The 25,942-nt window shown below is 41.0% G+C and carries 25 protein-coding genes; 6 read left to right on the top strand and 19 right to left on the bottom strand.

Annotation, left to right across the window (positions count from 1 at the left end):
* Nucleotides 1–86: 86 nt before the first annotated feature.
* Entirely contained in the window at nucleotides 87–704 is a 618-nt protein-coding gene (locus tag BLQ81_RS01950; RefSeq protein WP_092728279.1) for an outer membrane beta-barrel protein, read from the bottom strand.
* A 240-nt stretch (nucleotides 705–944) separates the two neighbouring features.
* On the opposite strand from BLQ81_RS01950, the gene msrA reads away from it, so the two are divergent.
* Nucleotides 945–2,024, top strand: a complete 1,080-nt coding sequence (gene msrA / locus BLQ81_RS01945) for a peptide-methionine (S)-S-oxide reductase MsrA (RefSeq protein WP_245693130.1) — start codon at nucleotides 945–947, stop codon at nucleotides 2,022–2,024.
* 219 nt (nucleotides 2,025–2,243) lie between these two features.
* On the opposite strand, the gene BLQ81_RS01940 is transcribed toward msrA, so the two are convergent.
* Nucleotides 2,244–2,849: an alpha-ketoglutarate-dependent dioxygenase AlkB family protein gene (locus BLQ81_RS01940; RefSeq protein WP_092728278.1), complete on the bottom strand. Its 606-nt coding sequence runs from the start codon at nucleotides 2,847–2,849 to the stop codon at nucleotides 2,244–2,246.
* A gap of 98 nt (nucleotides 2,850–2,947) precedes the next feature.
* Between BLQ81_RS01940 and BLQ81_RS01935 the strand changes: the two genes are divergently transcribed.
* On the top strand, nucleotides 2,948–3,355 hold the full coding sequence (locus BLQ81_RS01935; RefSeq protein WP_092728277.1) for a hypothetical protein: 408 nt from the start codon (nucleotides 2,948–2,950) through the stop codon (nucleotides 3,353–3,355).
* On the opposite strand, the gene BLQ81_RS01930 is transcribed toward BLQ81_RS01935, so the two are convergent.
* Entirely contained in the window at nucleotides 3,356–3,787 is a 432-nt protein-coding gene (locus tag BLQ81_RS01930; RefSeq protein ID WP_092728276.1) for a Dabb family protein, read from the bottom strand. It abuts the gene before it with no gap.
* Between the two features lie 101 nt (nucleotides 3,788–3,888).
* On the opposite strand from BLQ81_RS01930, the gene BLQ81_RS01925 reads away from it, so the two are divergent.
* On the top strand, nucleotides 3,889–4,884 hold the full coding sequence (locus tag BLQ81_RS01925) for a 2-hydroxyacid dehydrogenase (protein WP_092728275.1): 996 nt from the start codon (nucleotides 3,889–3,891) through the stop codon (nucleotides 4,882–4,884).
* Nucleotides 4,885–4,941: 57 nt separating this feature from the next.
* Here the strand turns inward: BLQ81_RS01925 and BLQ81_RS01920 are convergent, their stop codons facing one another.
* From BLQ81_RS01920 to trxA, 13 genes are all read right to left on the bottom strand, one after another.
* Nucleotides 4,942–5,136, bottom strand: coding sequence for a cold-shock protein (locus BLQ81_RS01920; RefSeq protein WP_092728274.1), 195 nt, complete (start codon nucleotides 5,134–5,136; stop codon nucleotides 4,942–4,944).
* Entirely contained in the window at nucleotides 5,129–5,389 is a 261-nt protein-coding gene (locus tag BLQ81_RS01915; protein WP_092728273.1) for a cold-shock protein, read from the bottom strand. Before BLQ81_RS01915 ends, BLQ81_RS01920 begins: the two co-directional genes overlap by 8 nt.
* 10 nt (nucleotides 5,390–5,399) lie before the next feature.
* On the bottom strand, nucleotides 5,400–6,584 hold the full coding sequence (locus BLQ81_RS01910) for a DEAD/DEAH box helicase (RefSeq protein WP_092728272.1): 1,185 nt from the start codon (nucleotides 6,582–6,584) through the stop codon (nucleotides 5,400–5,402).
* A gap of 12 nt (nucleotides 6,585–6,596) precedes the next feature.
* Complete coding sequence (locus BLQ81_RS01905; RefSeq protein WP_175454148.1) at nucleotides 6,597–7,583, bottom strand: fatty acid desaturase family protein; 987 nt, start codon at nucleotides 7,581–7,583, stop codon at nucleotides 6,597–6,599.
* Nucleotides 7,584–7,961: 378 nt separating this feature from the next.
* Complete coding sequence (locus tag BLQ81_RS01900; RefSeq protein WP_092728270.1) at nucleotides 7,962–9,314, bottom strand: hypothetical protein; 1,353 nt, start codon at nucleotides 9,312–9,314, stop codon at nucleotides 7,962–7,964.
* Nucleotides 9,314–10,366, bottom strand: coding sequence for a c-type cytochrome (locus BLQ81_RS01895; protein ID WP_092728269.1), 1,053 nt, complete (start codon nucleotides 10,364–10,366; stop codon nucleotides 9,314–9,316). The genes BLQ81_RS01900 and BLQ81_RS01895 overlap by 1 nt, the downstream gene beginning before the upstream one ends.
* Before the next feature lie 135 nt (nucleotides 10,367–10,501).
* Complete coding sequence (locus BLQ81_RS01890; RefSeq protein ID WP_092728268.1) at nucleotides 10,502–11,215, bottom strand: acyl-[acyl-carrier-protein] thioesterase; 714 nt, start codon at nucleotides 11,213–11,215, stop codon at nucleotides 10,502–10,504.
* Nucleotides 11,215–12,384, bottom strand: coding sequence for an MFS transporter (locus tag BLQ81_RS01885; RefSeq protein WP_092728267.1), 1,170 nt, complete (start codon nucleotides 12,382–12,384; stop codon nucleotides 11,215–11,217). Before BLQ81_RS01885 ends, BLQ81_RS01890 begins: the two co-directional genes overlap by 1 nt.
* 251 nt (nucleotides 12,385–12,635) lie before the next feature.
* A complete protein-coding gene (locus BLQ81_RS01880) occupies nucleotides 12,636–13,127 on the bottom strand; it encodes a DUF6691 family protein (RefSeq protein ID WP_092728266.1) in 492 nt (163 codons plus the stop codon).
* Nucleotides 13,128–13,418: 291 nt separating this feature from the next.
* Nucleotides 13,419–14,000 (bottom strand): YeeE/YedE family protein, encoded by a 582-nt coding sequence (locus tag BLQ81_RS01875; protein ID WP_092728265.1) that lies wholly within the window; start codon nucleotides 13,998–14,000, stop codon nucleotides 13,419–13,421.
* A gap of 29 nt (nucleotides 14,001–14,029) precedes the next feature.
* A complete protein-coding gene (locus BLQ81_RS01870) occupies nucleotides 14,030–15,445 on the bottom strand; it encodes a hypothetical protein (protein WP_092728264.1) in 1,416 nt (471 codons plus the stop codon).
* Nucleotides 15,446–15,552: 107 nt separating this feature from the next.
* Nucleotides 15,553–16,977 (bottom strand): MBL fold metallo-hydrolase, encoded by a 1,425-nt coding sequence (locus BLQ81_RS01865; protein WP_092728263.1) that lies wholly within the window; start codon nucleotides 16,975–16,977, stop codon nucleotides 15,553–15,555.
* Between the two features lie 210 nt (nucleotides 16,978–17,187).
* Nucleotides 17,188–17,508, bottom strand: a complete 321-nt coding sequence (gene trxA, locus BLQ81_RS01860) for a thioredoxin (RefSeq protein ID WP_092728262.1) — start codon at nucleotides 17,506–17,508, stop codon at nucleotides 17,188–17,190.
* Between the two features lie 169 nt (nucleotides 17,509–17,677).
* On the opposite strand from trxA, the gene BLQ81_RS01855 reads away from it, so the two are divergent.
* On the top strand, nucleotides 17,678–20,662 hold the full coding sequence (locus BLQ81_RS01855; protein WP_092728261.1) for a glycosyltransferase family 117 protein: 2,985 nt from the start codon (nucleotides 17,678–17,680) through the stop codon (nucleotides 20,660–20,662).
* A 134-nt stretch (nucleotides 20,663–20,796) separates the two neighbouring features.
* Here the strand turns inward: BLQ81_RS01855 and BLQ81_RS01850 are convergent, their stop codons facing one another.
* The gene (locus BLQ81_RS01850) at nucleotides 20,797–21,594 is read right to left on the bottom strand and encodes a class I SAM-dependent methyltransferase (protein WP_092728260.1); all 798 of its coding nucleotides are present in this window, start codon (nucleotides 21,592–21,594) and stop codon (nucleotides 20,797–20,799) included.
* 61 nt (nucleotides 21,595–21,655) lie between these two features.
* Between BLQ81_RS01850 and BLQ81_RS01845 the strand changes: the two genes are divergently transcribed.
* A complete protein-coding gene (locus BLQ81_RS01845; protein WP_092728259.1) occupies nucleotides 21,656–22,891 on the top strand; it encodes a GWxTD domain-containing protein in 1,236 nt (411 codons plus the stop codon).
* On the top strand, nucleotides 22,864–23,640 hold the full coding sequence (rlmB, locus tag BLQ81_RS01840) for a 23S rRNA (guanosine(2251)-2'-O)-methyltransferase RlmB (RefSeq protein WP_092728258.1): 777 nt from the start codon (nucleotides 22,864–22,866) through the stop codon (nucleotides 23,638–23,640). The genes BLQ81_RS01845 and rlmB overlap by 28 nt, the downstream gene beginning before the upstream one ends.
* A 155-nt stretch (nucleotides 23,641–23,795) precedes the next feature.
* Here the strand turns inward: rlmB and BLQ81_RS01835 are convergent, their stop codons facing one another.
* Nucleotides 23,796–24,872 carry a mannose-1-phosphate guanylyltransferase gene (locus BLQ81_RS01835; RefSeq protein WP_092728257.1) on the bottom strand — a complete coding sequence of 359 codons (1,077 nt, stop codon included), beginning with the start codon at nucleotides 24,870–24,872 and terminating at the stop codon, nucleotides 23,796–23,798.
* Between the two features lie 6 nt (nucleotides 24,873–24,878).
* On the bottom strand, nucleotides 24,879–25,847 hold the full coding sequence (locus BLQ81_RS01830; protein ID WP_092728256.1) for a KpsF/GutQ family sugar-phosphate isomerase: 969 nt from the start codon (nucleotides 25,845–25,847) through the stop codon (nucleotides 24,879–24,881).
* Between the last annotated feature and the right edge of the window lie 95 nt (nucleotides 25,848–25,942).

Genomic DNA, 25,942 nt, shown 5'->3' with positions numbered 1-25,942 from the left:
CACAGATAAATAGCCGTGCATCTCTGGCAATTATAACATAGAAATTGAAAAGGAATCAAAATCCTCCACACCAAATAAAGAAATCTCTATTTGATTCTTTTCCCAGGTATCATAAAAGAAAGTCCGAGAATCAACTGTTGATTTTTGTAATCTTCTTTTCCCAGAACATTCTCAAAGGAGTATTTGCGCTCATTCATTTCCCGCTCAAATCTCAAGTCCAAGCCTACGGGACCAATATTGACTCCCAAACCCATCTGAAAACCCAGACCGAAGGGCTCGGTTTTTTGGAAATTTTCAGGCACCGAAAACTTCTCCTCGAAGGTGTAGTGCAGAGATGGACCGATGGAAAAGCCAATAACCTTAAAAAGTCTCATTTTCACCAATACAGGCAGGTCAACTTTCTGATAATCTACAGCACCCAAACTCGTTTCAAATTTTGACTTAGTATAGATCATCTCCGGTCTTAATGAGATATCGTAACTGGATAGTTGAAAAAAAACACCCAGGTGATAACCCATGTTTTCACTTGGGCTGGAGAAAATCTGGCCCGCATCTTTGAAGTATTTACCGCTGGTGTTGAAATTCATTCCACCTTTGAATCCAAATCCAGAGCCTTGCTGGGAATGAGCTGAAATACCCAAAAACAAGCTCATAATGATCAAAAATGCTGATTTTTTGCTTTTCGTCATCTTATTATTAGTCATCTTATCAGAGTTTAATTTGGTTCTTTGTCGCAGCAAATGCCTGAAATGTAACCGAGCCGACAATCCAATTTTCTGTTTGTGCCGTACTTTATTCAAAGTAGATTTAATAACTATTAAGAAAACAGCTGAAACACAAGCAATATCTTGATTGTTAAACCCATGTCAAAAAGTTGACCAAAAATTCAAATAAATCTGTATAACCTTCACCAGATGCAAAAATTGCAAAATATCCCAATATTTATGATAAGTCTGATAGTGAGCCTCTTGATGGCTTGTGGAAGTTCACCTTCCGAGAACGCAAAGCTAAACGCAGGACAGGTAGAGCCTGAGGCAAATGTGGTTTTTTCTTCCAAAACTCAACTGGCCACATTCGCAGGTGGTTGTTTTTGGTGTGTTGAAGCGCCATTTGAAGATCTTGACGGGGTGATTTCGGTGATTTCGGGTTACTCCGGAGGCAAGGAAAAGAACCCCACTTACAGTGAGGTGTCCTCGGGAAAAACCTCACATAAAGAGGCTGTACAAATCACTTTTGATCCCGAGGTGATCAGCTATTCTGAATTAGTAGATATTTTCTGGCAAACCTATGATCCTACAGATGTGGGAGGTTCATTTTACGACAGAGGTCCTCAGTACAAATCAGCTATTTTCTTCCATGATGCGGAGCAGAAAAAAGTAGCAGAGGAATCCAAAGCAAGATTGGATAAGTCCGGAAGGTTTAAAAAACCTGTAGCCACCCCGATTATCAAATACACCAATTTCTATGCTGCAGAAGATTACCATCAGGATTACTACAAAAAAAGTCCAAAGGAATACTATGCTTATCGGAATGGAAGTGGTAGAGACGCATTTATCAAAGCGAATTGGCCTGAATTGAGCGATAAAAAATATCAAGCTACTCCAAAGAGTGAATTGAAGAAAAATCTCACAGCACTTCAATACGAAGTAACCATGGAAAACGCCACAGAATATGCCTTCCAAAATGAATACAATGGAAATAAGGAATCAGGCATTTATGTATGTATCGTGTCCGGCGCACCGCTTTTCAGTTCGAAAGACAAATATGAGTCAGGCTCGGGTTGGCCAAGTTTCACCAAGCCGATCGATGCAAGAGTAATCGATAAGCCAATTGACAGGGAACTGGGAATGACGCGGGTGGAAGTAAGGAGCAAGCTTGGCGGTAGTCATCTAGGTCATGTATTTTATGATGGCCCTGCACCCACCAATCTGAGGTACTGCATGAATTCTGCAGCAATGAAATTTATTCCAAAACAAGATATGCAATCAGCAGGGTACGGAGATTATTTATGGTTGGTGGATTGAAATTTTGAAAAAGGGGCTGTCAGTTGACGGTCTTTTTTTTTTGAAACAATTACTTTAAAATCTGTCTCCCATTTGCTTCAATTGTAAAAGTAAAAAGAGGAATAGCGAGAGCTGTTGCTCATCTATATTTAAAAGCTCAAACAATCTACCTGCTCACTATTCGAGACAAGCACTAAAATTCCGATTTGAATCCTAATGAACTCAATGAAATAATAGAGTCTAAAGCAATTTCCTGAAAGTCAGATTAATCCTCGGCTCAAGTACTTTTTTGGTTTTGGGAAGCTGATGTTCCCAATGATGCTGGCTTTCACCTGACATCATCAGGAGACTTCCATGCGTAAGAGGAATGTCAATTTTGTGATTTTTTGTTTCATAGTGTCGGATCTGAAATAACCGCGTTGAACCAAAAGTAATAGATGCTATACTTGGATTCTTACCCAAGACCGCTTCATTGTCCCGATGCCAACCCATGCTGTCCTGACCGTCCCGATAATAATTGCAGAGCACGTGTGTGAAAACGATTCCAGAGAACACCTGAAGTTTTTCTTTTATCTCCAAAAGCTCTGTAGTCCAGACCGAGGGATTCATGGATATCCCAGAATATCCATAAGGTCTACCCGCATCCCCATACAAGGCAGTCAGCCGTGGCTGCATCACCATTTTCCCAAACATCCGGATGGGTTCCTGCTTCCAGTCCAGCGATTTCTGAAGTTTCTGGAAATAATAATCTGCCGGTTTTTTTGAAAAAAAATCTTGAACCAGTTTTGTTTCACCCTGAAAGGGTATAAGATTGGAATTGTCTGGCGTGAAAATGGACTTTTGCATACCCTATCAACTAATTTTAATCTCATAGGGTTATTTTTCCACTCTGTTTATTTTTGAAATTTCCCCTCGTTATCTTTAGTCAACTTTATTCTTAAACTATGAAAAAATTTGGTTGGATCACTGGTCTGATTCTGGTATTTGTACTCGGAATCTTTTTTTGGTGGAAATTCTATTTCGTGTTTGGAGAAGGTGTCAAGGCAGGAAGTCTCAATTACTTTGTGAAAAAAGGAGTCATGTTTAAAACTTGGGAAGGCCGTATGGTACAGGAGGGCTTCCAAAGCCCAACTTCCGGAGCATTGCAAAGCAATGAGTTTCGATTCAGTGTGACTGATCCTGAAGTTGCTGCAATCCTTGAGCGCAACTCCGGCAAACACTTGGAGTTGCGCTATAAAGAATACAACGGGATGTTACCATGGAGAGGCACGAGCGAATTTGTCGTATCAGAAGTGATCAATGCAAGCGAATTGGTAAAACCCAATAGCACTGACCTTCCTTACGACAAGTAATCAGGGCTTAGTCCAATAGTCTACAACGGTCACCTTGTCCAAATGTGGGCCAACTATGCCCCCAAAAGCCTTGTGCGCAGGATGTGGCAAGTAAGCGTCGCGATCAGCGTCTGAATGAAAAGTCAGCGTGAAGCCATGCGTAAGGCCTTGATTCAGACCCTCTGGGCTCGAATTGGTTCCCCATTCAAACCCTTTGATTTCTTTGATTTGAGCCGGCAATGCTTTGAATGCATCAATTACAGATTGGATATCTTCAGGGCTGGAAGATTCTTTGAATCCAAAAAGAACAACGTGGCGGAGTACAGAATCAGGCATAGCTACTTCTTCGTAAATAGGTTGAGTTTTAGTTGGGGTTTCTTCTCCTTCGGCAGACTTGGGTTGATTGCAAGAGTAGAACAAAAGGATTGGAATGAAATAAATTAGCTTTTTCATTTTTGAAATTTTTCCTGAAACTAAAAATAAATTGACTTTAATTTTCTACTTTTTGAATTACGGTTATCAATTTTAAAAAACAAACACAAAGATCGCATCAAATGAAAATTGCATTCTTCAGCACAAAATCATACGACAGGGAAAGTTTTAATCAATTTTTGCCAGGCTCGGGACATCATATTAGCTATTTCGAGGTCAAGCTTGACAAAGACACACTATCCTTGGCAGCAGGACATGAAGTAGTTTGTTCGTTTGTAAATGATAAAATCGATGCTGAAATTCTGAAAGAATTAAAAAAATTGGAGATCAAACTCATTGCACTTCGGTGTGCAGGATACAATCAAATCGACCTAAATGCGGCAGCGGAACAAGAAATCACGGTAGTAAGAGTGCCTGCTTACAGCCCCGAAGCAGTGGCTGAACATGCGTTTGCACTGATTTTAACATTAAGCCGAAAAACTCATAAAGCTTACAATCGGGTACGTGAAAACAACTTTTCGCTGGATGGGCTTACCGGCGTAAACATTCATGGTAAAACGATCGGTGTGATTGGCACCGGAGCAATCGGAAGAGCATTTTGCAGGATTGCAAAAGGATTTGGTTGTCAACTAATCGCAAATGACGTTTATGAAAATGAAGAAATGAAAACACTGGGAGTAACCTACCATTCTCTAAAAAAAGTACTTTCCAGAAGCGACATTGTTTCCCTCCATTGTCCGCTTACTCCAGAAACCCACCACATGATTAACGCAGAAACTATTTCGCAAATGAAAGACGGCGTAGCATTGATCAATACGAGTAGAGGTGCCTTGGTGGATACCAAGGCAGTGATCAAAGCTCTCAAAACAGGAAAAATTGGCTACTTAGGCATTGATGTCTATGAGCAAGAAGAGCATATTTTTTTCAAGAATCTATCAGAGGAAATCATGCAAGATGAGGAAATATCCAGGTTGATGACATTTCCAAATGTATTAATTACAGGACATCAGGCTTTTCTTACAAAAGAGGCCTTAGAGCAAATCTCAAAAATCACTTTGTCCAATATTTCTGATTTTGAAAAAGGATTGAAATTAAAAAACGAGATCAAAGCTACTTAGAAAAGAAAAACCCCACAGGCCTACCTGTGGGGTTTTCACCTCGTGAGACATTAAGGATTAATGTACAACTTTCACGTTAACGGCATTGATGCCTTTCTTTCCTTGTACCAGGTCATACTTCACTTTGTCGTTTTCACGGATCTCGTGTACCAGACCGCTGTGATGTACGAATACATCTTCACTGTTATCTGCTGGAGTGATGAATCCAAAGCCTTTGGTAGTGTTAAAGAATTTTACTGTTCCTTCATTCATGATTTTTGAAATTTTGATTTGTTTTTACTCTGTTTTGATTTGTTTGTGTTGGGTTTGTCTTTTTGACAATTGGCGGTTCAGGTGGAGTATCGGAGAAGTTTCCAAACTCATCGACGTAAGCAATCATATTATCGAGGCTTCCATCTTTCGGCTGGCTCTTACGATCCAACTTTTTTTCAAGTTTTTCCTTTTGCTTCCGTTTCTTAAGCTCTGCCTTTTGCTTTTTAATGAACGTGTTTTGATTTTTTGACATTAGGCGTTTTTTAGTTTACAAAGGTGATGGCATGGCCGATTTTACCGGCTCGTCCAGTCCTGCCGATACGATGGATGTATGCATCCATGGTCATCGGTAACTGATAATTAATCACATGGGACACATCAGCTACATCGATACCTCTGGCGGCAACGTCAGTTGCGACCAGTACCCGTATATTCCCTTTTTTGAAATCTTCGATCATTTTGTTCCGAAAATTCTGGGATTTATCTCCGTGAATCTGTCCTGCAGCTATACCGACTTGATTCAGCTTTTTTGCCAGCCTGTCGGCCAGTCTCTTAGTTTCTGTAAATAGGATAACCTTATCCATCTCAGGACTTTTAAATAATCCTGACAACAAATCAAACTTCTCAGCACCTTCGGGCACTTTGATGGTTTGTTGTTCAATATTCTCGTTGGTTCCACCGGCATTTTCTACTATTACTTCAATTGGATTTTGAAGAAGTGTAGAAATCAATTGCTTTTGTGCAGGTTCAAGTGTTGCTGAGAAAAGCAGTGTCTGATCACGTTTACCGATCAAATTGACCAATTTTTTTACGTCATTGACAAAACCCATATCCAGCATTCTATCAAACTCATCGAGAACAAGGGTATTAACCTGATTGAGCTTCAACAATTTCCTGGCCGCAAGATCCAGTAATCTACCCGGAGTACCTACTACGACCTGAAGCTTACGCTCAAGCTGTTTGTAATCCGAATTGATATTTGTGCCTCCGATAAAAGTGGCCGAATACAACTGTAATCCCAAAACCAAACTTTTGAACTCCTCCTCTATTTGAAGAGCTAACTCACGGGTGGGGGTAACCACCAATGCAGTATAGTTTCTTGGGTCTTTCAGGGCATGCTCGATGATCGGAATCAAAAATGCAGCAGTTTTACCCGAACCTGTTTTTGAGATTGCCATCATATCTCTTCCTTCAAGAAGAGGTAAGATGGATTGTTCTTGAATGGTGGTAAGCGTTTCGTAACCTTTTGCCAGAATGTTTGACAAAAGTCTTGGATTCAAATTTAAGTCTTCGAAAGCTTTTTCTGTCCTAAATCCGGCTTGTCCACTTGGTTTTGCTTTTTTGACAAAAAGCTTTGGATCCAAGGTGGATTCTTTTTTCTTTTTCACTTGCCTTCTGTCTGCATTACCTGCTTTGGAAGGCGCAGTGTTATTTCTTGTATTATTCATGGTGGGATAAAATCAGGCTTTGGCAGGCAGCATTTCAGAATTGCCCAGGAACCGGAGCATTTCATAGTGGGACTTCAAAGCATCAAAAAATGTCTTTTTTGTATGATAAGGAATATTGTATTCAGCAGCAGTGGCTTTTACAATGGGGGCAATTTTCCGATAGTGTACATGACAAATATCGGGAAACAAGTGATGCTCTACTTGATGATTTAATCCTCCGATCATCCAGGCAAATACCCGGCTTCCTTCGGAATAATTAGAAGTAGTAACTAACTGGTGCAGCATTCGCTCACCTTCTACGATTCCATGCTCATCTGCCTCTGGAAAATCCACATTTGGCATGATGTGCGCAGTCTGAAATACCAGAGAGATACTCAATCCGGTAATAAAATGAAGCACTAAATAAGCGAGTAAGATCTGACCGACTCCAAAAGGAGAGAATGCAATCGGTAAACCAAGGATGAAAGCAAAGTACACTAATTTCCAAGCTAATATCTTCAATATCGAGTTTCTGTAGACATTTTTGCCTTTCATAAGACCCATATTATAATATCTTGTGAAGCGGATAAAGTCTTTAGATGTCACCCAAGACACAGTAGACAAACCGTAGAAAAACCAAGTATACCAATGCTGGTACGGGTGTAGCGCGTTTTTCTTGGCGTTTGGAGAGAATCTGAGAAAGAATGGCGCATTGATATCATCATCACCTTCTGAAATATTCGTGTAGGAATGGTGAAGTACATTGTGTTGCAGTTTCCAAACAGTAGCGTTGGCTCCTACCATGTTAAGGGTATAGCCGAGTAGTTTGTTTACCGTAGGGTTTTTGGAAAACGAACCGTGGATTGCATCATGCATGACACCCATTCCGATTCCTGCCATTCCAAAACCACTAAGAATATAGCAAGCGAATAAATGCCAGGTCTGAGTTGCTACTCCGGTGGCTAATAAAATAATAGGCACGAAATAAAGAGATACCATGACCACAGTCTTAATGATCATTTCTCTGTTCGCAAACTTGGACTGTTGGGTAGATTTGAAGTAGTTATTGACTCTACTTTTAAGCGCAATTGAGAAATCAGATAGTTCTGATTCCGAAAATCGAATAGTCTTAATAATAAAATTATTTAGGGTTAATAAAATCCAGGGTTCTCGTAAAGATTGTAAACTGCAGGTTTTAATTCTGTAAACAACATAAGGTTATTTTAAGAATTAAAAAAGTAGGATAATAAGAATTAAAACCTGTAATGGAGAACTCTTGATTTACTACTTAAGCAGGTGTATTACCGATGCTGACTTGTCACCAAGTATCGAAAACATTTCTTCGACCCCTCAAAGGTGGGGAATAGGATTCAATATTCCTAATCAGGCCATGATTTATTAATTCCACCTCCAGTTAATTATCCCATTAAAATGCAATAATTCAACCTTGTTATAAATTTGATTTGGACTTAAGTCACTAGAAGTCAAAGGCTCTTTACTCACCAAAATAAAATGAAAGTCCAGGTTTGCAACCTTGTTAGCTTGCAATTTCACTCCGAGGTTTACCTGTCGATAACTTGGGAAATTGTATTTGTTGCCGAATGCGTCCTCAGTTTTAGAAAGCCAATGAAAACCTAAATGTCCATAAAGGGTAAGCTGTGGTTTCTGAAAACGATACTCTCCATAAGCTACCACGGCATTTACTGATTCAAAGCCTTCATTCCGCTCCCTCGGAATAAAGGTATACCAAGCATCTTTCCCCCATTCTCTTGGACTAAGCCAGCGCCCCTCACCCCCTACATGCGTATAATTCAAATGCGTAGTCCATTTCATGTTTTTCCACCCTATTCTTCCTGACAGCGCGTAATTTATATCATCCGCCTCTTTGTATTTAAGATCTGGATTGGGATTGCCACCTTCTCCGATTCCATGTTGAAATCCACTTTGCAGCCCCATTATCACTATACCTGATTCAATTTTTCGGTTTTTTTCAAAAGAAAGCCAATAGGTGGAAAAGAGATTTTGGGCAATGGTATTTGAAAAGTGGATTTTGGAGTCTGAAGCGATTTTTCGATCTATTTCCCAAATACCCAACCAGTCGCTTGAAGTATTCCCAAAGTATTGGGCAGGTTTTCCGGATACAGTCCTCCCCACTGGATAAATACCGACTGTCTCTCCCACTGAAAGCCATTCGCTACTTCCTCGAATACTCATTCTGCCAATCCCCCAAACAGAAAATTTCCAGCGCTTATCCGGTGCAATCCAAGCATTAACCCCCTCTACTGCGGTAGGAGACAATCTCCCATCTTGAGCGTTAATCCAATCCGAATTGATCCCCATTCGACCTGCCTTTATTCCAAATTTTTCTTTCGAAAACTCCAGTGATAAGGTCTCCAGTTTGCCGAAAAATCGACTTCTGGTATCAAGAAGATCGAAAAGCCCTGTTTCATACCGATTTCCTTGGCCTGTGGCTGGATCTAGTTCCCAAATTTCTGAACTTGCCACATTTGCAAAAGAGCGAAAACCAACATGAAACTTCCAATTTTCCTGATATTTAATAATGGCCCCGAGATTAAGGGTCATTCCTAAAGCATAATCCTCCTTAAAATCATTTTTGGGATAAATTGTATTCATCCAAAACGATCGGAAATGAATATCCGGAATGACACTAAGTTCCACTTTTTTCTCCTGCGCAAATCCTGAATTATAGAAACCAAAAATGAGGAATGAAATCAAAAAGATTTGCTTCATTAGTTTGATTTTGCTTTCGCTTCCTGAATGGGTTTGAATGGCCCAAATTTGTGTTGCGCTTCGGTAAATTGATCAGAGAATGGGCCAAATGGATGATCTACAGGTTTCTTTGAAATGTCAGGCCAATCTTGCGAAAGATCCTTTTTTGGTCGATCCATGCTATTCACGTAGGCTGCGACATCCCAAGCTTCCTCATCGGAGAGAATTGGGTTTTGAAAAGAAGCACCCAAGGGCATATTAGCGATCGCATAACCTGCAAACCTGGACAGTCGATAAAGTCCAGCCCCATGATTGTAACTATTTTTACCCCATAAAGGTGGATAGGTGTATCCTTTACCATCTGGTCTGCCCATCCCTTGTCCATCTGCTGCATGGCAGCTTTGACATTGATTCTCGTAAACCAATTTTCCTTTTGATGGATCTGCGGCACGATCCAAAACCGGCACTTCATAAAGTCCGGATCCTTTGGGGATCTCCCCCTTTGGTACATCTTTCCCTACCCAGGTGATGTAGGCAACCATTGCGACCATTTCTTTGGAATCCCGCTCGAGGGACTGCCCATTTAAGCTTCTTTCAAAGCAATCGTTTATTCGTTTTTGAATATCCTCTTCAGTTCCCGAGCGAGCCCTCATTTTCGGATATGTCGCCGCCACAGCACCGTAGTTGTTTCCTAAAGGAGCTGTTCCCGCTTGCAAATGGCAGTTTTGGCAATTCATCCCATTTGATATGGCTTTAACTTTACCATTTGGACCCAGATACTCAGAAGTATTGGCTATCAGCTCCTTCCCGTATTTAATTTCCATAGCATTGGGTTCCGCATCTACGGAATTCCAATCGGGAGATTTCCACATTCCAGCAGAATCTGCCAAGGCTTTGACTACAGGGATTTCGGCAATAGTCTGAGGATTTAATTTTTGTTCGTCGGTTAAACTCGGGAGTTGGATACCGGAGTAGGATATAAAAACAACAAAACCGATCACTCCCACAAGTGCTGTAGCTAAACCGAGTAAAGCCACGATTAAAGTGATCAATTTAACAAAAGGCTGGAGCATAAGATTAGAACTATCATGATAATGTACAAAAATCAGACTTTTCAAAAATTAAAAATTGTGACAGTGGTCACATGAGAAAAGTTATCCAAATGTTTTTAGAGATTTACACTAAAAGATCCCTTAAAAATTGACTAGCTAGACTTCAGCCAAAAAAACGATTTTTTCATTCACCTTACCTTCTATTGTAAATTTGGACTCTTTTCCAAAAAGTTTCAGGACGACTTTATCACCCTGAATACATTCGGCCACATAATTTACGGCGATGTTCTCCGGACGAATTCCCTGATCGAAAAGTAGATTTTCTACCCATCGGATGTAACTCGTATTGTTAACGTGATTGTTGAGGTCCAAATCGGAAAGCCTGACTTTGATTTCCTCTTCAGCGATTAACTCACCTCCGGTGACTATTTTGCCGGGCTGCCAAGCGGGTTTCATTTTCGGATCAAAAAGTGTCGGAGGTAAAACTTGCTCAGGGCGTTGAATGCGTTTGGTTTCCGCATTTAGTAGTAGCCATGAGGACATCCCTTTTGCCAAGAGTTGATCATTTCGATCCCAAACCAAAAACTCCCTGAAGGCAAATAGCTTGTCCGCACCTCTTCCTCCTGTGAAAAGCCGGATTGACTCACCCCATTTTGGAAACTTATTCACTTTGACTTCAAGCCGGGAAAGCACCCACATTTGATGGGTATCCATCAAATTTCTTCCAAAATCAGCCGAATCAGCATGTCTCCACGCAATCTCCTGAAGTAGGTCAGCCAATGATGTTAAGCTGATCTCTCCATCAGGGTGAACCTGAAATGATCCAACCTCGAAATCATGTTGAAACTGGAGATTTTCAGGAATTAACATTAGGCTGCCATAGATTTAACCTTTTGAGGAATCAAAAAAACCTGCTTTCTGATGCTGGACAGCAAAGTAATCCCAATTCCACTGACTGCAATTAATGCAAAGGATGTTTTCAAGTCAAATAACTCAGCGATAAACCCAATCAAAGGGGGGCCTAAAAGAAACCCAAAAAAGGAAATGGTAGACACCAAGGCCAAGGCAACACTTGGGCTATATAATTTGGATCGACCAGCGATACTATAGGAAAGCGGAATAATGGAGGCAATTCCAAATCCAACCAACAAGAAGCCAAGGGTTGCGCTCCAAACGGTAGGAAAAGCAACTGACAAAGCCAATCCCACAAAAATCAACACTCCACTTACTTGGATGACTGCAACTTTCGTAAATCGAGCGGCGATTTTATCCGTAACAAATCTTCCGGATGCCATCGCCCCCATAAATGCCACATAGCCCAAAGCGATCATTGATGGATCCACCAGAATGACTTTTTTGAAATAAACTCCACTCCAGTCAAACATGCATCCTTCACACATCATTCCTAGGAAGGCGATTAAGCCGATTCTTAACAGCAAAGAATCCGGTTTCTTTATCACCAAACCACTGCCCTCAGATACTTTTTGTTCTTTTAAAATAAAGCGCTGAGCAGCAATGATGATGAAAAATGAAATACCCATGATGATCAAAAAGTGAAGTTCGGGAAGAATGTTGATAAAAATCATTCCTGCACCTAATCCCGCACCCACAAAACCAGCTGTACTCCAAAGTCCATGAAAAGATGCCAGAATACTTTTCCCCATTTGATCTTCCAAATCCAAGGCTTGCGTATTGAGTGAAATATTCATCACATTACCGAGTAAACCATAAAGAATCAGAACCGGTATCAATAATAAAACAGAGGGACTCAAACCAATCAATGGCAATGTCATAGCATAGGCAAAACTTCCAATCATGATTACTCTACGACTGCCATACTGATGGACAGCCCATCCTGCAAGAGGCAACCCCAATAATGAGCCCAAAGGCAAAAAAAGGAGCATCGTACCCAGCTGTCCTTCAGAAAGCTCAAATTTGGCTTGGATATCAGGGATTCTCGCTGCCCAACTCGCGAAACAAAGTCCTACGAAAAAGAACATAGCCCCTAAGGCAGTTCTACGTTTGGAGAGGTAATTCATGGGGGTGTTTAGGTTTTATAGGCTGGCAAATTTAGAAATATTGGTCTGGATTAGGGAAAAGTTTCATGAAAAGGAAAAACTATTCGTGGTTTGGATAAGTTCTGACAAAAAGCAAAGCGCATGGAGTTTGTCATTGTAGGGAGCATTTTGATCACTATCATAATTTTCATTAGGATCATTTTCAAAAAGGTATTCAACTAAAAAAGCCACCTTTTTCTGAAGGTGGCTCTACTGTTCATTTTTGCTTTTATTCAATTCGGAAGCTTATCCGAAAATTTACCATATACCCAAGTTCCTGCCAAAGCAGAAATCAACGTAACCAAAATAACGGAATAACCACTTCCGATCTGCGCGAATAGTGGCCCTGGACAAGCACCGGTAATAGCCCAACCCAAGCCGAAAATAAAGCCGCCAATCACTTGACCCTTTTTGAAAACTTTATCCGGTATCACAATGCTTTCTCCTTGAATAGTTTTGACATTCAATCGCTTGATCAACTGGATAGATATAATGCCCGTCACTATCGCTGAACCGATCACACCATACATATGGAAGGATTGGAGCCGAAACATCTCCTGGATGCGAAACCAAGAAATGATCTCGGCTTTTACAAATACGATTCCGAACAGCGTTCCCAAAATCAGGTATTTCAAGAGTTCAAGACCTTTGTCGTGATTTTCACTGAGATTTGGAGCCACACAGTTCGGATCCAAAATTTCTATTTTTTTATCTGCTTCTTTCATGTGTTTATAATTTGGTTTTTAATTGCCACATGGAATCTCGCATGGTCGATAATCATCCCAGTGTGTGATCCTGTAAATACGGGATCATGCTCGATTTCATGTGTTTATAATTTGGTTTTTAATTGCCACATGGAATACCCCCAGATAATCATGCTCCTGTGTGTCGCTCTTTCGACATGGGTATTTCATGTGTTTATAATTTGGTTTTTAATTGCCACATGGAATACCCCCAGATAATCATGCTCCTGTGTGAGAAGCCTTTCTCATGGGCATTTCATGTTTTGTTTTTTTTTAGAAACCTACCAACTTCATTAATGGCTCCAATAAGACATGAGTCATCAGAAATCCACCAATCATAAAGAAAATAGTAGCTACCAATGATGCCCATTGTAATGAGCTGATACCCATAATTGCGTGGCCTGAAGTACATCCACCAGCGTATCTAGTACCGAAGCCTACCAAAAAGCCCCCTATTACGAAGAAAAGGAGTCCTTTGGCGGTAAACACATTGCTCCAAGAGAAAATATCCGAAGGCATTAAATCGGAAAAGCTGGTTATTCCCAAGGCACTCAAATCGGCCTGAGTAGCTTCAGAAATAACAATTGTATTGGGGTTTGCCAAAAAATTCATGGCTATAAAACCACCAATTCCTACTCCCAGAACAAATAGTAGATTCCACATTTCTTTCTTCCAATTGTAGGAAAAGAAAGGAATACCTGCCGGTACACATGCAGCACAGATATGACGCAAGGAGGAGGAAATCCCGAAAGATTTATTACCCAAAATCAGTAGGGCAGGCACGGTCAATCCTATCATCGGCCCAGCCACGTACCAAGGCCAAGGCTGAGAAATCCATTCAATAAATTGATTCATATTTTAGTTTAGTTGTTTTATTCCTTTTGTTAAAATCTATAATCCAATATCAGATTGTAATTGGTCATGTTTACTCGATTGATTACAAATTCAAGCGGGATATTTCTATCACTGTCGTCTTTTTTGTGTACAACTAGCAATTGCAAAACCAGCCCTTTGAAGAAACCGGTAAATCGATAGTCAACCAGTCCAGTAAAGTGATAATAATTTGGCAGCCCATATTTATTCAAACCGATATTTTCTAAATCAGGCGTATTTACCTGACTGGCTCCCAGACTCACCTTAAGTTTATCTTGAATAAATGTCTGATCATAAAGCACCCCCCAGGCATTTACCCCTCCCATACCTTCAAATCGCTCCCGCTGCATACTCACGAAGAATTTTTCCCTGCCCCATTCTCTTGGGAATAGAAATCGTCCACTATCTGATATTCCTAAGTAATTCAAAGTTAACTCTGAATTTCCTAAATGAATTCCAGTACGAAACCCTGCTCCATAAGTATATTCACCCGGCAAAGTATAGGCATAGCTTGGGTCAGGATTACCGCCATCGTCCAGTGCAGTCTGATAAAATCCCTGAGCTCCATAAACGAAGCGGGAGCCATTTGCTAAAGCTAAATTCCCTGAAGCTTCTCCAAAAGTTGTCGTGAAAATTCCTTCTGACAGGTAAGTCCAAGATTTCAATTGAAGATCCTTTGTTTGAAACTCTATACCTAGCACCCCGATTCCTTTTGATTCGAGGTGATGATGATAATTTTTATCTGATCCAGTTGGGTTTCTTCCTGTGGAATAAACCCCAATTGACTCTTCCACCGAAAGCCATTTCAAAGATCCTCTGGAAATCAAATGCGTAAACCATGCTCCAGTAAACTTCAACTTTCCAGGCTGATACTCCATCGATATCCCACTGAATAGATTGGGACGCATCCGGTTATCAGATGTATTTAACAATGGACTTTCAAAATGATGCCTGCCAACCCAAGTAGTGAATTTTTCCTTTTCGTAGGAAACAAAAAACTCCTCTAATCGATCCATATCATGGTAATTGTCAGGATGGTGGACATCAAATAGGGTAAGCTCATACCGATTAGGAAGTCCTGTGGCCGGATCCGGAAGGATTATATTGTTTTCAAAATGTCTGAAAACAAAGAATCCGCTGAACCCTACACCAAGCCCTTTCCACCGGGGACTGAAATACCCCAGCCCTGCTCCTGACCCCCATGTAGAATAATCCAAAAGCCCCTTTTGATTTTCTGTATGCATGTAAAAGGAACGCAGATGAAATTCGAAATTCCCGGTTTTCAATTTATCTCCAAATAACTTTTCATTTGAAGTGGTGTCAACTATAATTTCTCCATGATGCTGGGAAAAAGTAGGAATTGACAGATTGAGTAATACAATAAAGACCATCCCAATCCCCTTCAAAGCAAGTGCAAATCTCTCCATGTTTGGGTACTAATTCGTGTGACTTTGATCACATCGGATAGTTTTAAATTAAAAATGGCAAGCCCGGAGGCCTGCCATTCAAAATAATTTATATGTATTGCTAAAGCTTAAAGTAGGGTAGTTGGACAGACGTAGTCCGACACCTGAAATTTCCCTGATTCTTTAATCGCCTGAAATCCTCCGGCTACGTCTATAAGATTGTCATATCCTCTGGCTCTCAAAGCAGAATTGAAAATCATGGATCGGTATCCTCCCGCACAATGCACGTGGTAGGTTTTATTTTTGTCCACTTTCAGCATGCTGTCATTGATATAGTCCAAGGGTGCGTTTTCAGCGTCCAAGACATGCTCTGACAAAAACTCAGAATTCTTTCTAACATCAAGAATATGGATCTCAGGATCACCTTTTTTGATTTTATCCAATTCATCCACTGTAATGGATGTAATGGAATCCACTTCATGCATCGGAGAATTTTTCCAAGATGCAAAACCGCCTTTCAAATATCCCAGGCAATAATCATAGCCTACTCTTGCAAGCCTGGTAACAACTTCTTCCTCCCGACCTTCTTCTGCCACTACCAGGATTTCCTGCTTCAAATCCGGGATCATCGCTCCTACCCACACTGCAAAACTTCCATCGATACCGATATTGATGGAGTTTGGAATAAACCCCTTGGCGAAAGTTTGAGGATCACGGGTATCCAGAATCATTGCTCCGGTCTCGTTTGCTGCTACCTCAAATTCTTCGGGTGTCAAAGGATGTATCCCTCTTTCCAACACCTCGTCAATGCTGTCATATCCTTGGATATTCATCAAGACATTTTGGGGAAAGTAAGCAGGCGGCGGAGTAAGACCACTTAACACTTCTTTGATAAAAGCCTCTTTGGTCATTGGCTGAAGTGCATAATTCGTCTTCTTTTGGTTACCCAAGGTATCAGATGTCTCTTTGCTCATATTTTTTCCGCAGGCAGAACCTGCGCCGTGAGCGGGATAGACGATGAGATCGTCAGCCAAAGGCATGATTTTATTTCTTAACGAATCATATAAATGAGCCGCAAGCTTTTCCTGTGTTAATTCAGCAATTACTTTTTGTGCTAAATCCGGACGCCCTACATCCCCTATGAATAAGGTATCACCTGTGAAAATCGCCTCTGCCTTGCCTTCCTCGTTGTACAGCAAATAGCAAGACGATTCCATCGTATGACCTGGTGTGTGAATCACCCGGATTTTTGCTTTTCCAAGTTTGAATTCCTGATTGTCTTCAGCAATTACAGCATCAAATCCCGTCTTCATGCCCGTTGGGCCAAAAACAATCTTTGCGCCGGTTTTTGCTGCCAGATCTTGATGTCCCGAAACAAAGTCTGCATGAAAATGCGTCTCAAAAACATATTTGATTTTCGCATTTCTTCTGGCTGCCTTTTCAATGTAGGGCTGGACTTCTCTCAGCGGATCAATTATGGCCGCTTCACCGTCTGATTCAATGTAGTAAGCTCCTTGAGCAAGACATCCGGTATAGATTTGTTCGATTTTCATAGTATTATCATTTTTTTTTAGTGTTCAACTTGATAGCCATCCGGAGAAATGTTGGGCCTTATTGCCTATGGCTCATGACTAATAATCATCCGGCGGGTGAGGTTAGCGTCATCCTCTAATCTATTTGATTCGTCTTATTAATTCCTTTTAAAACTTCATCAAAATTATTTTCTAAAAACTGAATTCAAAATGACTTTTGTCACATTGGTTTTAAGCAAAGGCACCCCGATTGGATTCAATAATTTGAACTAATTGATGCGTAGGAACCACTCCAGATTGTCTCCAGATCGCTTTCCCTTTGTGAAAAAGGATCAATGTCGGAACACCCCTAACCTGAAATTTTCCTGCTGCAAGCGGATTTTTATCAATATCCACCTTCACGATTTTGACTTTATCGCCTAATTGCCTGGAGGTATCTTCCAGAATAGGTTGCATCATTTTGCAAGGTCCACACCAGGTAGCAAAGAAATCTACCAAAACGGGAATATCCCCTTGAATTAGTTCCTGAAATGTTTTTGGCTGCGTACTCATGGATTTTAATATTAAATACTCAACAAAAATAGCTCACCAAAGCCTGTTACACCGTAATTTTTGTCACACGAAAATTTTTGCTCAGTTATCCCAAACTTTTAAAAAGTGCTAAAAAAACCTGAAATGGAGTAAAATTTTATATTTTCGCCCCGACTAATTTACCGTTTTAATGCTCAATTATAAGCAGATCAATAACGTTACCGGCTGGGTCATTTTTGCCGTAGCCACGCTGGTGTACATTCTTACTGTAGAACAAACCGCTAGTTTTTGGGATCCAAGCGAGTTTATTGCAGTTTCCTACAAGCTCCAAGTGCCTCACCCTCCGGGAGCTCCATTCTTCTTGCTGATCTATCGATTTTTTGGCTTTTTGGCCATGGGAGACGGATTACAGGTTGCTTATTGGATGAATATTGGTAGTGCCTTATTCTCCGGATTTACTATTCTCTTCCTTTTTTGGTCCATTACTTTATTTGGGAAAAGAATCTTCACCATCGAAGAAGGAAAAGAAACGAAAGGCCAAATCATCGCTTTGATGGGATCAGCTATGGTTGGGTCCTTGATTTACACCTTCTCAGACAGCTTTTGGTTTTCAGCGGTAGAGGCTGAAGTTTATGCGATGTCTTCCTTCTTTACGGCTATTGTGATTTGGGCATTCCTGAAGTGGGAAGTGATCAAAGACCCAAAAGAAGAAAACCGATGGATGATATTTATTGCCTATTTGGTAGGACTATCTATAGGAGTTCACTTATTGAATCTTGTTACACTGCCTGCATTGGCATTGGTCTATTATTTTAAAAAGTATCAAAATGCAACCCTAAAGGGAGCCTTTTTCGCTATGTTTTTGGGTGGAGTTGCCCTGATTATCATTAATAATCTGATCATCCCGGGATTACCAAGCCTTGCAGGTTGGATGGAGATTTTCTTTGTCAATAGCATCGGATTGCCATTTGGATCGGGCATTATCTTCTTCATTATTCTCTTCCTAGGAGCATTGGTTTACGGGATACGCTATTCTATTCAAAAAGAAAAAATACTCTTGAATACCGTCCTTTTATCATTGGTATTTATCCTCATCGGATATGGAAGCTATACCTTAGTAATAGTCAGATCAAATCAAGATCCGGTTATTAATGAAAATGCCCCAAAGGACATCATCAGTTTTGTCTCCTATCTGAAACGTGAACAATACGGTTATCGGCCCTTGCTCTACGGTCAGTATTTCACTGCTCAACTTGTAGAACAGACAGAAGGTGTACCCATCTATATGAAAGGCAAAGACAAGTATGAGATCGTCGATTACGAATTGAAAAACACCTACGATCCTACCAAGACAACCATTTTGCCCCGGATCTATTCCACACAGGAAAATCATAAACGAATCTATCGCTCCAAGCTTGGCCTCAGGGAAGGACAGGAACCTACATTTGGTGATAACCTTTATTTCATGTTCAGCCATCAGTTGGGACACATGTATTGGAGGTATTTCATGTGGAATTTTTCCGGCAGGGAAAGTGACTTCTCAGATGCGCCTTGGATTGGATTGACAGATGCATTTGGAGATAAATACCCGGATTATATCAAAGAAAATAAGGGACACAACAATTACCTCATGCTCCCATTGATTTTGGGATTGATCGGGATTTTCTTTCAGGCCAAAAAAGACCCAAAGTACTTCTATGTCAATTTGATGCTCTTTTTGATGATGGGAGTGGTACTGGTACTCTACCTGAACTCACCCCCTGTGGAGCCCCGGGAGCGGGATTATATCTATGTGGGTAGCTTCTATGCTTTTGCCATCTGGGCAGGACTTGGAGTGCTTGCCATAGCACATGGAATCGGAAAAGCCACCAAAAATCTCAGTACCGGAGCGATCATTGCTACTTTGATCACCTTGCCGGTGGCAGGTCTGATGGGCGCTGAAAACTGGGACGATCATAATCGAAAAGGACGCTTTTTCTCAGTTGATTCAGCCAGAAACTTCCTGGCATCTTGCGCTCCTAACGCAATTCTGTTCACCGGAGGTGATAATGACACCTTCCCGCTCTGGTATGTACAGGAAGTGGAAAACTTCCGAACTGATGTCAGAGTAATTGTCTTGAGTTATTTTGATACCGATTGGTATGTGCAGCAAATGACACGTCCAGTCAATGAATCAGCAGCGCTACCATTCTCTTTGGCTAATGAACGCTACCAAAAAGGAACCAATGATGTGCTTTATGTCATGGAACAGGAAAGCTTGAGTGCGATATCAGCTTCAGAATACCTCAAATTGTTGAATTCCGGTTCCGATCTTTTAAAAATGAAGACAGGAGGAAGAAGTGTGGTAAACATGGTTCCATCACGAAATCTGATTTTGGAAGTGGACAGCAGCTTTGCTTCAAATGACGAAATTGTTCCTCCTCAGTTTAAGGATCTTTTCACCACACAAATGAACTTACAAGTAAAAGGTCAATATGTCACCAAAGGAACCTTGATGCTGATCGACCTGATCGTAAGCAATAACTGGGAAAGGCCGATCTACTTCAATAACACGTCCCTTTCATCCATAGGAATCAATGTGGCAAATCATGTGGTGATGGAAGGCATGACTTATCGCCTACTACCTATCCGCAAACCTGAATTCGTGCGGGAGGAGCTGGTCAATACGGATATAGCTTTCAAGAACTATATGGAAAAATTTGCTTTCCGTGGAATGAACGATCCCAATGCCTACCTCGATGAAGAATACAGAAGATTCGCCTCCAATCACAGAAGCTCGCTGAATACCATCGTAATGGCGCTTTTGGACGAGGATAAGATGGAACAAGCAGCTACTTTGCTCAATTATGGTCTGGAAACCATGCCTCATAAGGCTATGCCTTATGATCTCAGTAGCGGACAGTCGGTTCCTTTATTCTTTGAAGTAGGTGAAGACGAAAAAGCCCTGGACATCATTGAAAAAATCTCCAAAAGATCGCTGGATATGATCGACTTCTATACTCGGGAAAACAGAGGATATGACAGAGATATGATGATATCGATCGAAATGGTAAAATACTTCATTCCGCTTCTCGAAGAAAGAGGATATCAGGAAGAAGCTCAATCGCTAAAGCTGCGGTTGGAAAATCTGATCGGAATAGAAAGCGCACAGCCGGGAGTATTAGAGCGGAGGTAAATTCCTCTTACGGAAACCAAAAAAAGGCGGGATTAAACTTCTCGCCTTTTTGATTTTTTCAGAATGGTATCCAATTTTTTGCTACAAAGCCACGAAGATTGACTTTTCAAGAAAAAACTTGTGCCTGAGCGCCTTTATGGCAAATAAACTACTCGTGATTTTTTCCAAAGGATAAAAAACAAATCAAGTCCTTTTGCAGGATCCTCCACCAGTGGAAAGTCTTCATGACTGATCTCCACCACGGATCTGCCCTGTTGTTTATGAAGTTTGTTTCGGTTCCTGCGATTTAGGATCTCATAAGGAAACCTTAATACCGAAGCAGGAAGCTTATGCTGCAGGTCAAAAATATCAAAGCGCATGATCTTTTGGACGGACTTTCGATTAGCTTCATGATATGCCCATACTTTTTCATTCCCGCCAATTCCCATTGCCTCGACTTTGTCAAAAATCCCGGCAGCTAAATCTATCAATTCCTGAGGCTTGTATTCTCGCTCATGCCATGGATTTCGTGACAGGGTATGGTTGATGTTGGGTGTTGAAATTATGGCCTTTCCTCCCGGCTTTAGCATGCGATAGATTTCCTGAAGGAAGAGATGATCATTTTCGATGTGTTCAATCACCTGAAAACTAACAATCGTCTCAAAAGAATTATTTTCAAAGTCCAAAAATGGAGGAATCACAGCCTGACGAAAATCGACTTTATGATACTTTTCCTTTAGCATGGTGATTACCTCTCCGATTTTATCCAAACCTATGTAGCTCGCTGCCAAGGGCAAAAGTTCCTCAACTCCTCTTCCCTCTCCGCAGCCCACTTCCAGTAAACTACCGGAAATCCAAGGCTTGGCGGCGATATATGCTTTGAGAAGTCTTTGATGGATAGGATTGTCGCTGATCAACTTGTCAGAGGCGATTTCCGTTGTATAGGTAGCCATTTGAAAATTTAGTATTTTGGCAAAAGTAAGTCTAATTTTTAAAAACCGAGATCAAGATCTAATGAATCCAATCCTCACCCAGCTAGTAGTATTTCTTTTTGCTTCATTTATAACTTCTCATCATTCACTCGCCCAAAAAACCCTATCTTCCACAGATCAGGCTCTGAGGTATTCGCTATATTCGCGCCTGGGATTGAAAATCATTCCGATAAAGACCAGTAAGGAAAGTTTCAAAGTCCAATTTGTCATTGAAAAAATCGAAGAAGCTCCTGTATTCACAAATTTTAGCTTTAGCTATTCGATACTCAATTCCTATGATCAGGAAATTGGCTCTGATAAAATCAATCTCTTGACAGAAAACGATCTAAAAGCGGATTCGGATAGACATTGGATATTTGAAAAAATGGTAGAAATCCCGGAAATCCAAAAAACAGCGATCGCACTATTGACAGTTTTGGATACGCGTCAAGGGGATGAATATGTCTATCACATTGACTTGAAAAGTCAATATGTCTTGGATCAACCTGACTTTGGCGCTTATTACGCCAATGAAATCCCGTTTGATCAAAACTACTTAAATAAGGGAGAGTCCTTGCTTTTCAAAACAGTAACATCGCCCTCTATCTACTCATTCTTTTACCCGATCAAGTTTGATGTGCCTTTTCCTCCTATGGAGACCCGTCCCGCAGATATCCCAAAAGAACTAAATGTAATTAATATGGGTGACTTCTTGTCCAATATCCCTAAGGAATTTAGTGAAGAGGGCTATTACTTTTTCCAAACCGACACCACTGCCCAGACAGGGCTTTTACTAAAAACAACACACGAATCATTTCCAAAGGTAAAGGACTGGGAAGAAATGGTTCAGATGGTCACCTACATTTCTACCCGAAAAGAACATGAAACCCTGATTCTTGCCCAGGACAAAAAAAAGGCACTCGATGAATACTGGATCAATCTGACCCGTAACCCTGAAATCGCCAAGGAACTGATTCGTAATTATTTTCGCTTGGTAGAATTTGCAAATATTCTATTTACCGATTTCAAAGAAGGCTGGAAGACAGATAGAGGAATGGTATATATCGTCATGGGGCCACCACAGGAAGTGAATTTTTACTTGGATAGGGAAGTCTGGTCCTATGCGGGCATGGACGCAAGCTCAAAAATTAAGTTTACCTTTGTGAGGGCTAAAACAATACTCAGCCCACATTTCTACACCCTGAACAGATCCCGTGCCTATCAGCCTATCTGGTTCAAAAACATTTCCCAATGGAGAAGCGGAAGGATGGCTTTCTAATCGATAAAGCAGCCACTGAAAAAGATTTTATATTCGGTACCCGATCTGTAATGGAGGCCATCCATGCAGGCAAAGAAATCGACAAAGTACTCGTACAAAAAGAGCTGAACAATGACTTGATCAAGGAATTGCTTCAGCTTTGCAAAGCAGAAAAAATCCCGGTTGTCAGAGTTCCTGATGCCAAACTCAATCGAATTACCCGAAAGAACCATCAGGGAGTAGTAGCGCAGATGTCCTCGATTGTCTATGCTTCGCTTGACAATGTGATCGACAATTGCTTTGCCGTGGGAAAATCCCCACTCATCTTGGTACTTGATCACATTACTGATGTACGGAACTTTGGCGCAATCGCCAGAACTGCAGAATGTGCAGGAGTAGATGCGATCGTAATTCCGGAGAAAGGAAGTGCTCAAATCAATTCAGATGCGATTAAAACCTCCTCCGGTGCCTTGAATTTCCTTCCTGTAGCCCGCGTCAAAAACCTGTTTTACACCTGTCGTGAATTACAAAAAATGGGTTTAACCCTGGTAGCAATTACCGAGAAAACAGAAAAGGTGATGTATGATGCCGATTTTTCTTCACCAGTGGCATTGGTCATGGGATCTGAAGAAGATGGTATTTCTCAGGAGATATTTGGGATCGTGGATGATAAAGTAAAGATTCCGATGGCAGGAAATATTGAAAGCTTGAATGTTTCGGTATCTGCAGGCGTGGCGATTTATGAGGCAATTCGTCAGCGGAATAAATAGTTCATCAATGACCAATTTTCGGGAAGCAATGATCAATTTTCAAGGTCTTACCTAAACGCATTGCAAATTGAACATTGAGCTTGATAATTGAACATTAAAATACAGTCAATCAAGAAATAAGGGCGGAAATGTAAAACTAAAGGGATGGGGAGATTTTAAACAAAGTCCTCCCCTTTCTTTTTTGCATTGGCCACAAAGTCTCTAAATTTCTTTTCTCCCCCAAGTTTACAGATCAGGAGAACATTTTCGGATTCATTGATTAGGTAATTTTCGAGGCCCTCGATCACCACCAGTTTATCACTATCCATTTTTATATAGCAATCCGTTGTGTCATACAACAAAGCATTAGCCTCAACCACATTGTTATTCTCATCTTTTTCCCGCAGCTCATGAAGGCTGTGCCATGATCCCAAATCTGACCAGCCGAAATCACCCAAAATGACATAAACCTTGTCCGACTTCTCCATTATTCCATAATCTATGGATACATTTTTGACCATGGTATAGGCCCTATTGATAAAATCCTTTTCGGTCGGTTTTCCAAAATGGGATTTTCCTTCTTCAAAAATCTCTGCAATGTCGGGCAAGTTTTCAGTGAAGGCATCCAGCAAACTTTTTGCCTTCCATACAAAAATCCCTGAGTTCCAGACGAAATCGCCGCTATCCAAAAAAGTCTTCGCAAGTTTTATGTTCGGTTTTTCGGTAAAGGTTTTAACCTTTAAGGCAGGATTACCATTATCTCCCTCTAAATATTGGATATACCCATAGCCGGTCTCAGGTCGATTGGGCTTAATCCCGATTGTAATCAACCTTCCTTCTGTTTCGGAGGCCTGAATTGCCCTGTTCATTGTCAAAATAAATCGCTTTTCCTGCAAAATCAGATGGTCAGCGGGAGTCACAATCAGTTTAGCTTCAGGATCTAAAGCATAAATTTTATAAGCTGCATAGGCAATACAGGTAGCTGTGTTTTTCCGAAGTGGTTCCGATAGTATCTGGTGGGATTTCAGTTCGGGAAGTTGCTCAATGACTAGATCCAAATACCCTTGATTGGTAACTACCATAAACTGGGACGGCTCGGCAATTTCCCTGAATCGGTCATAGGTCATTTGGAGTAGACTTCTACCCGTACCAAGGATATCCAAAAACTGCTTTGGTCGGCTATTTCTGCTATATGGCCAAAATCGTGAACCGATTCCTCCTGCCATGATTACAATGTAGGGTTTGTCCTGCATGCTGGGTTAGACTATTCCTTCTTTCATCAAATCATGAATATGGACAAAACCGGCGATTTTTCCCTCATCCAAGGCGACTAATTGGGTAATATTATGATTGCGCATCAGATTCAGGGCACGAATGGCAAATTCGCCTTTTGAAATAGTTTTTGGATTGACCGACATAATATCCTTTGCCCGAAGCGACTGGATGTCCAGGGTTTTACCCAACATTCTTCTCAAGTCTCCGTCAGTGATGATGCCAGTCAGATTTCCGTTTGAGTCATTTACGGCAGTAGCTCCCAACCTTTTTCCTGAGATCTCAATAATCACCTCAGTCAGTCCGGCTTCTTCTGTGACAACCGGAATCACCCCCTTGGATAAGACGTCTTCCACTTTTAGATAGAGCTGCTTTCCAAGCGAACCTCCGGGATGATATTTAGCAAAATCATCCGAAGTGAAGCCCCTAGCCTCAAGTAAACAGACAGCCAAAGCATCACCCAAAGCCAAATGAGCGGTAGTACTTGTAGTTGGAGCAAGATTGTGGGGACAAGCTTCCTCTCCAATCGTCGCATTCAGGACAAAATCAGCTTGCTCAGCCAGATACGAATTCATATTAGAGACCATTGCAACTAAGACAGATCCAAGCTTTTTCAACAGTGGAACAAGCACCTTTATTTCCGGCGTATTTCCGGATTTTGAGATACATATAACGATGTCATTCTCCAAGATCATCCCCAAATCACCATGAATTGCATCACCTGCATGCATGAATAATGCAGGCGTACCGGTTGAATTCAGGGTAGCGACAATTTTATTTGCTATGATGGCGCTCTTTCCCATTCCTGTTATCACCACGCGACCTTTAGAATGTAGAATCCGCTCCACACAAGCCTCGAAACTACCGTCCAAGCCATCAATTAATTTTAAGATGGCATTTGCTTCGTTTTGCAAAACCCGAGTGGCTGTATTTCTAATATTTTTAGCTAAATTCAATTTTACCTAGGTTAATCACTAATTTTGACAAAGGTATAAAACTAATCGTTCATTCCTGTTTACAGGCAATTTTCACCTAACTAAGCCACTTCTTC

Origin of the sequence: Algoriphagus alkaliphilus, from assembly GCF_900103735.1 — a bacterium.
GTDB lineage: Bacteria > Bacteroidota > Bacteroidia > Cytophagales > Cyclobacteriaceae > Algoriphagus > Algoriphagus alkaliphilus.
Note: the sequence above shows the minus strand (reverse complement) of the source record. Positions and strands in the feature narration are given on the sequence as shown.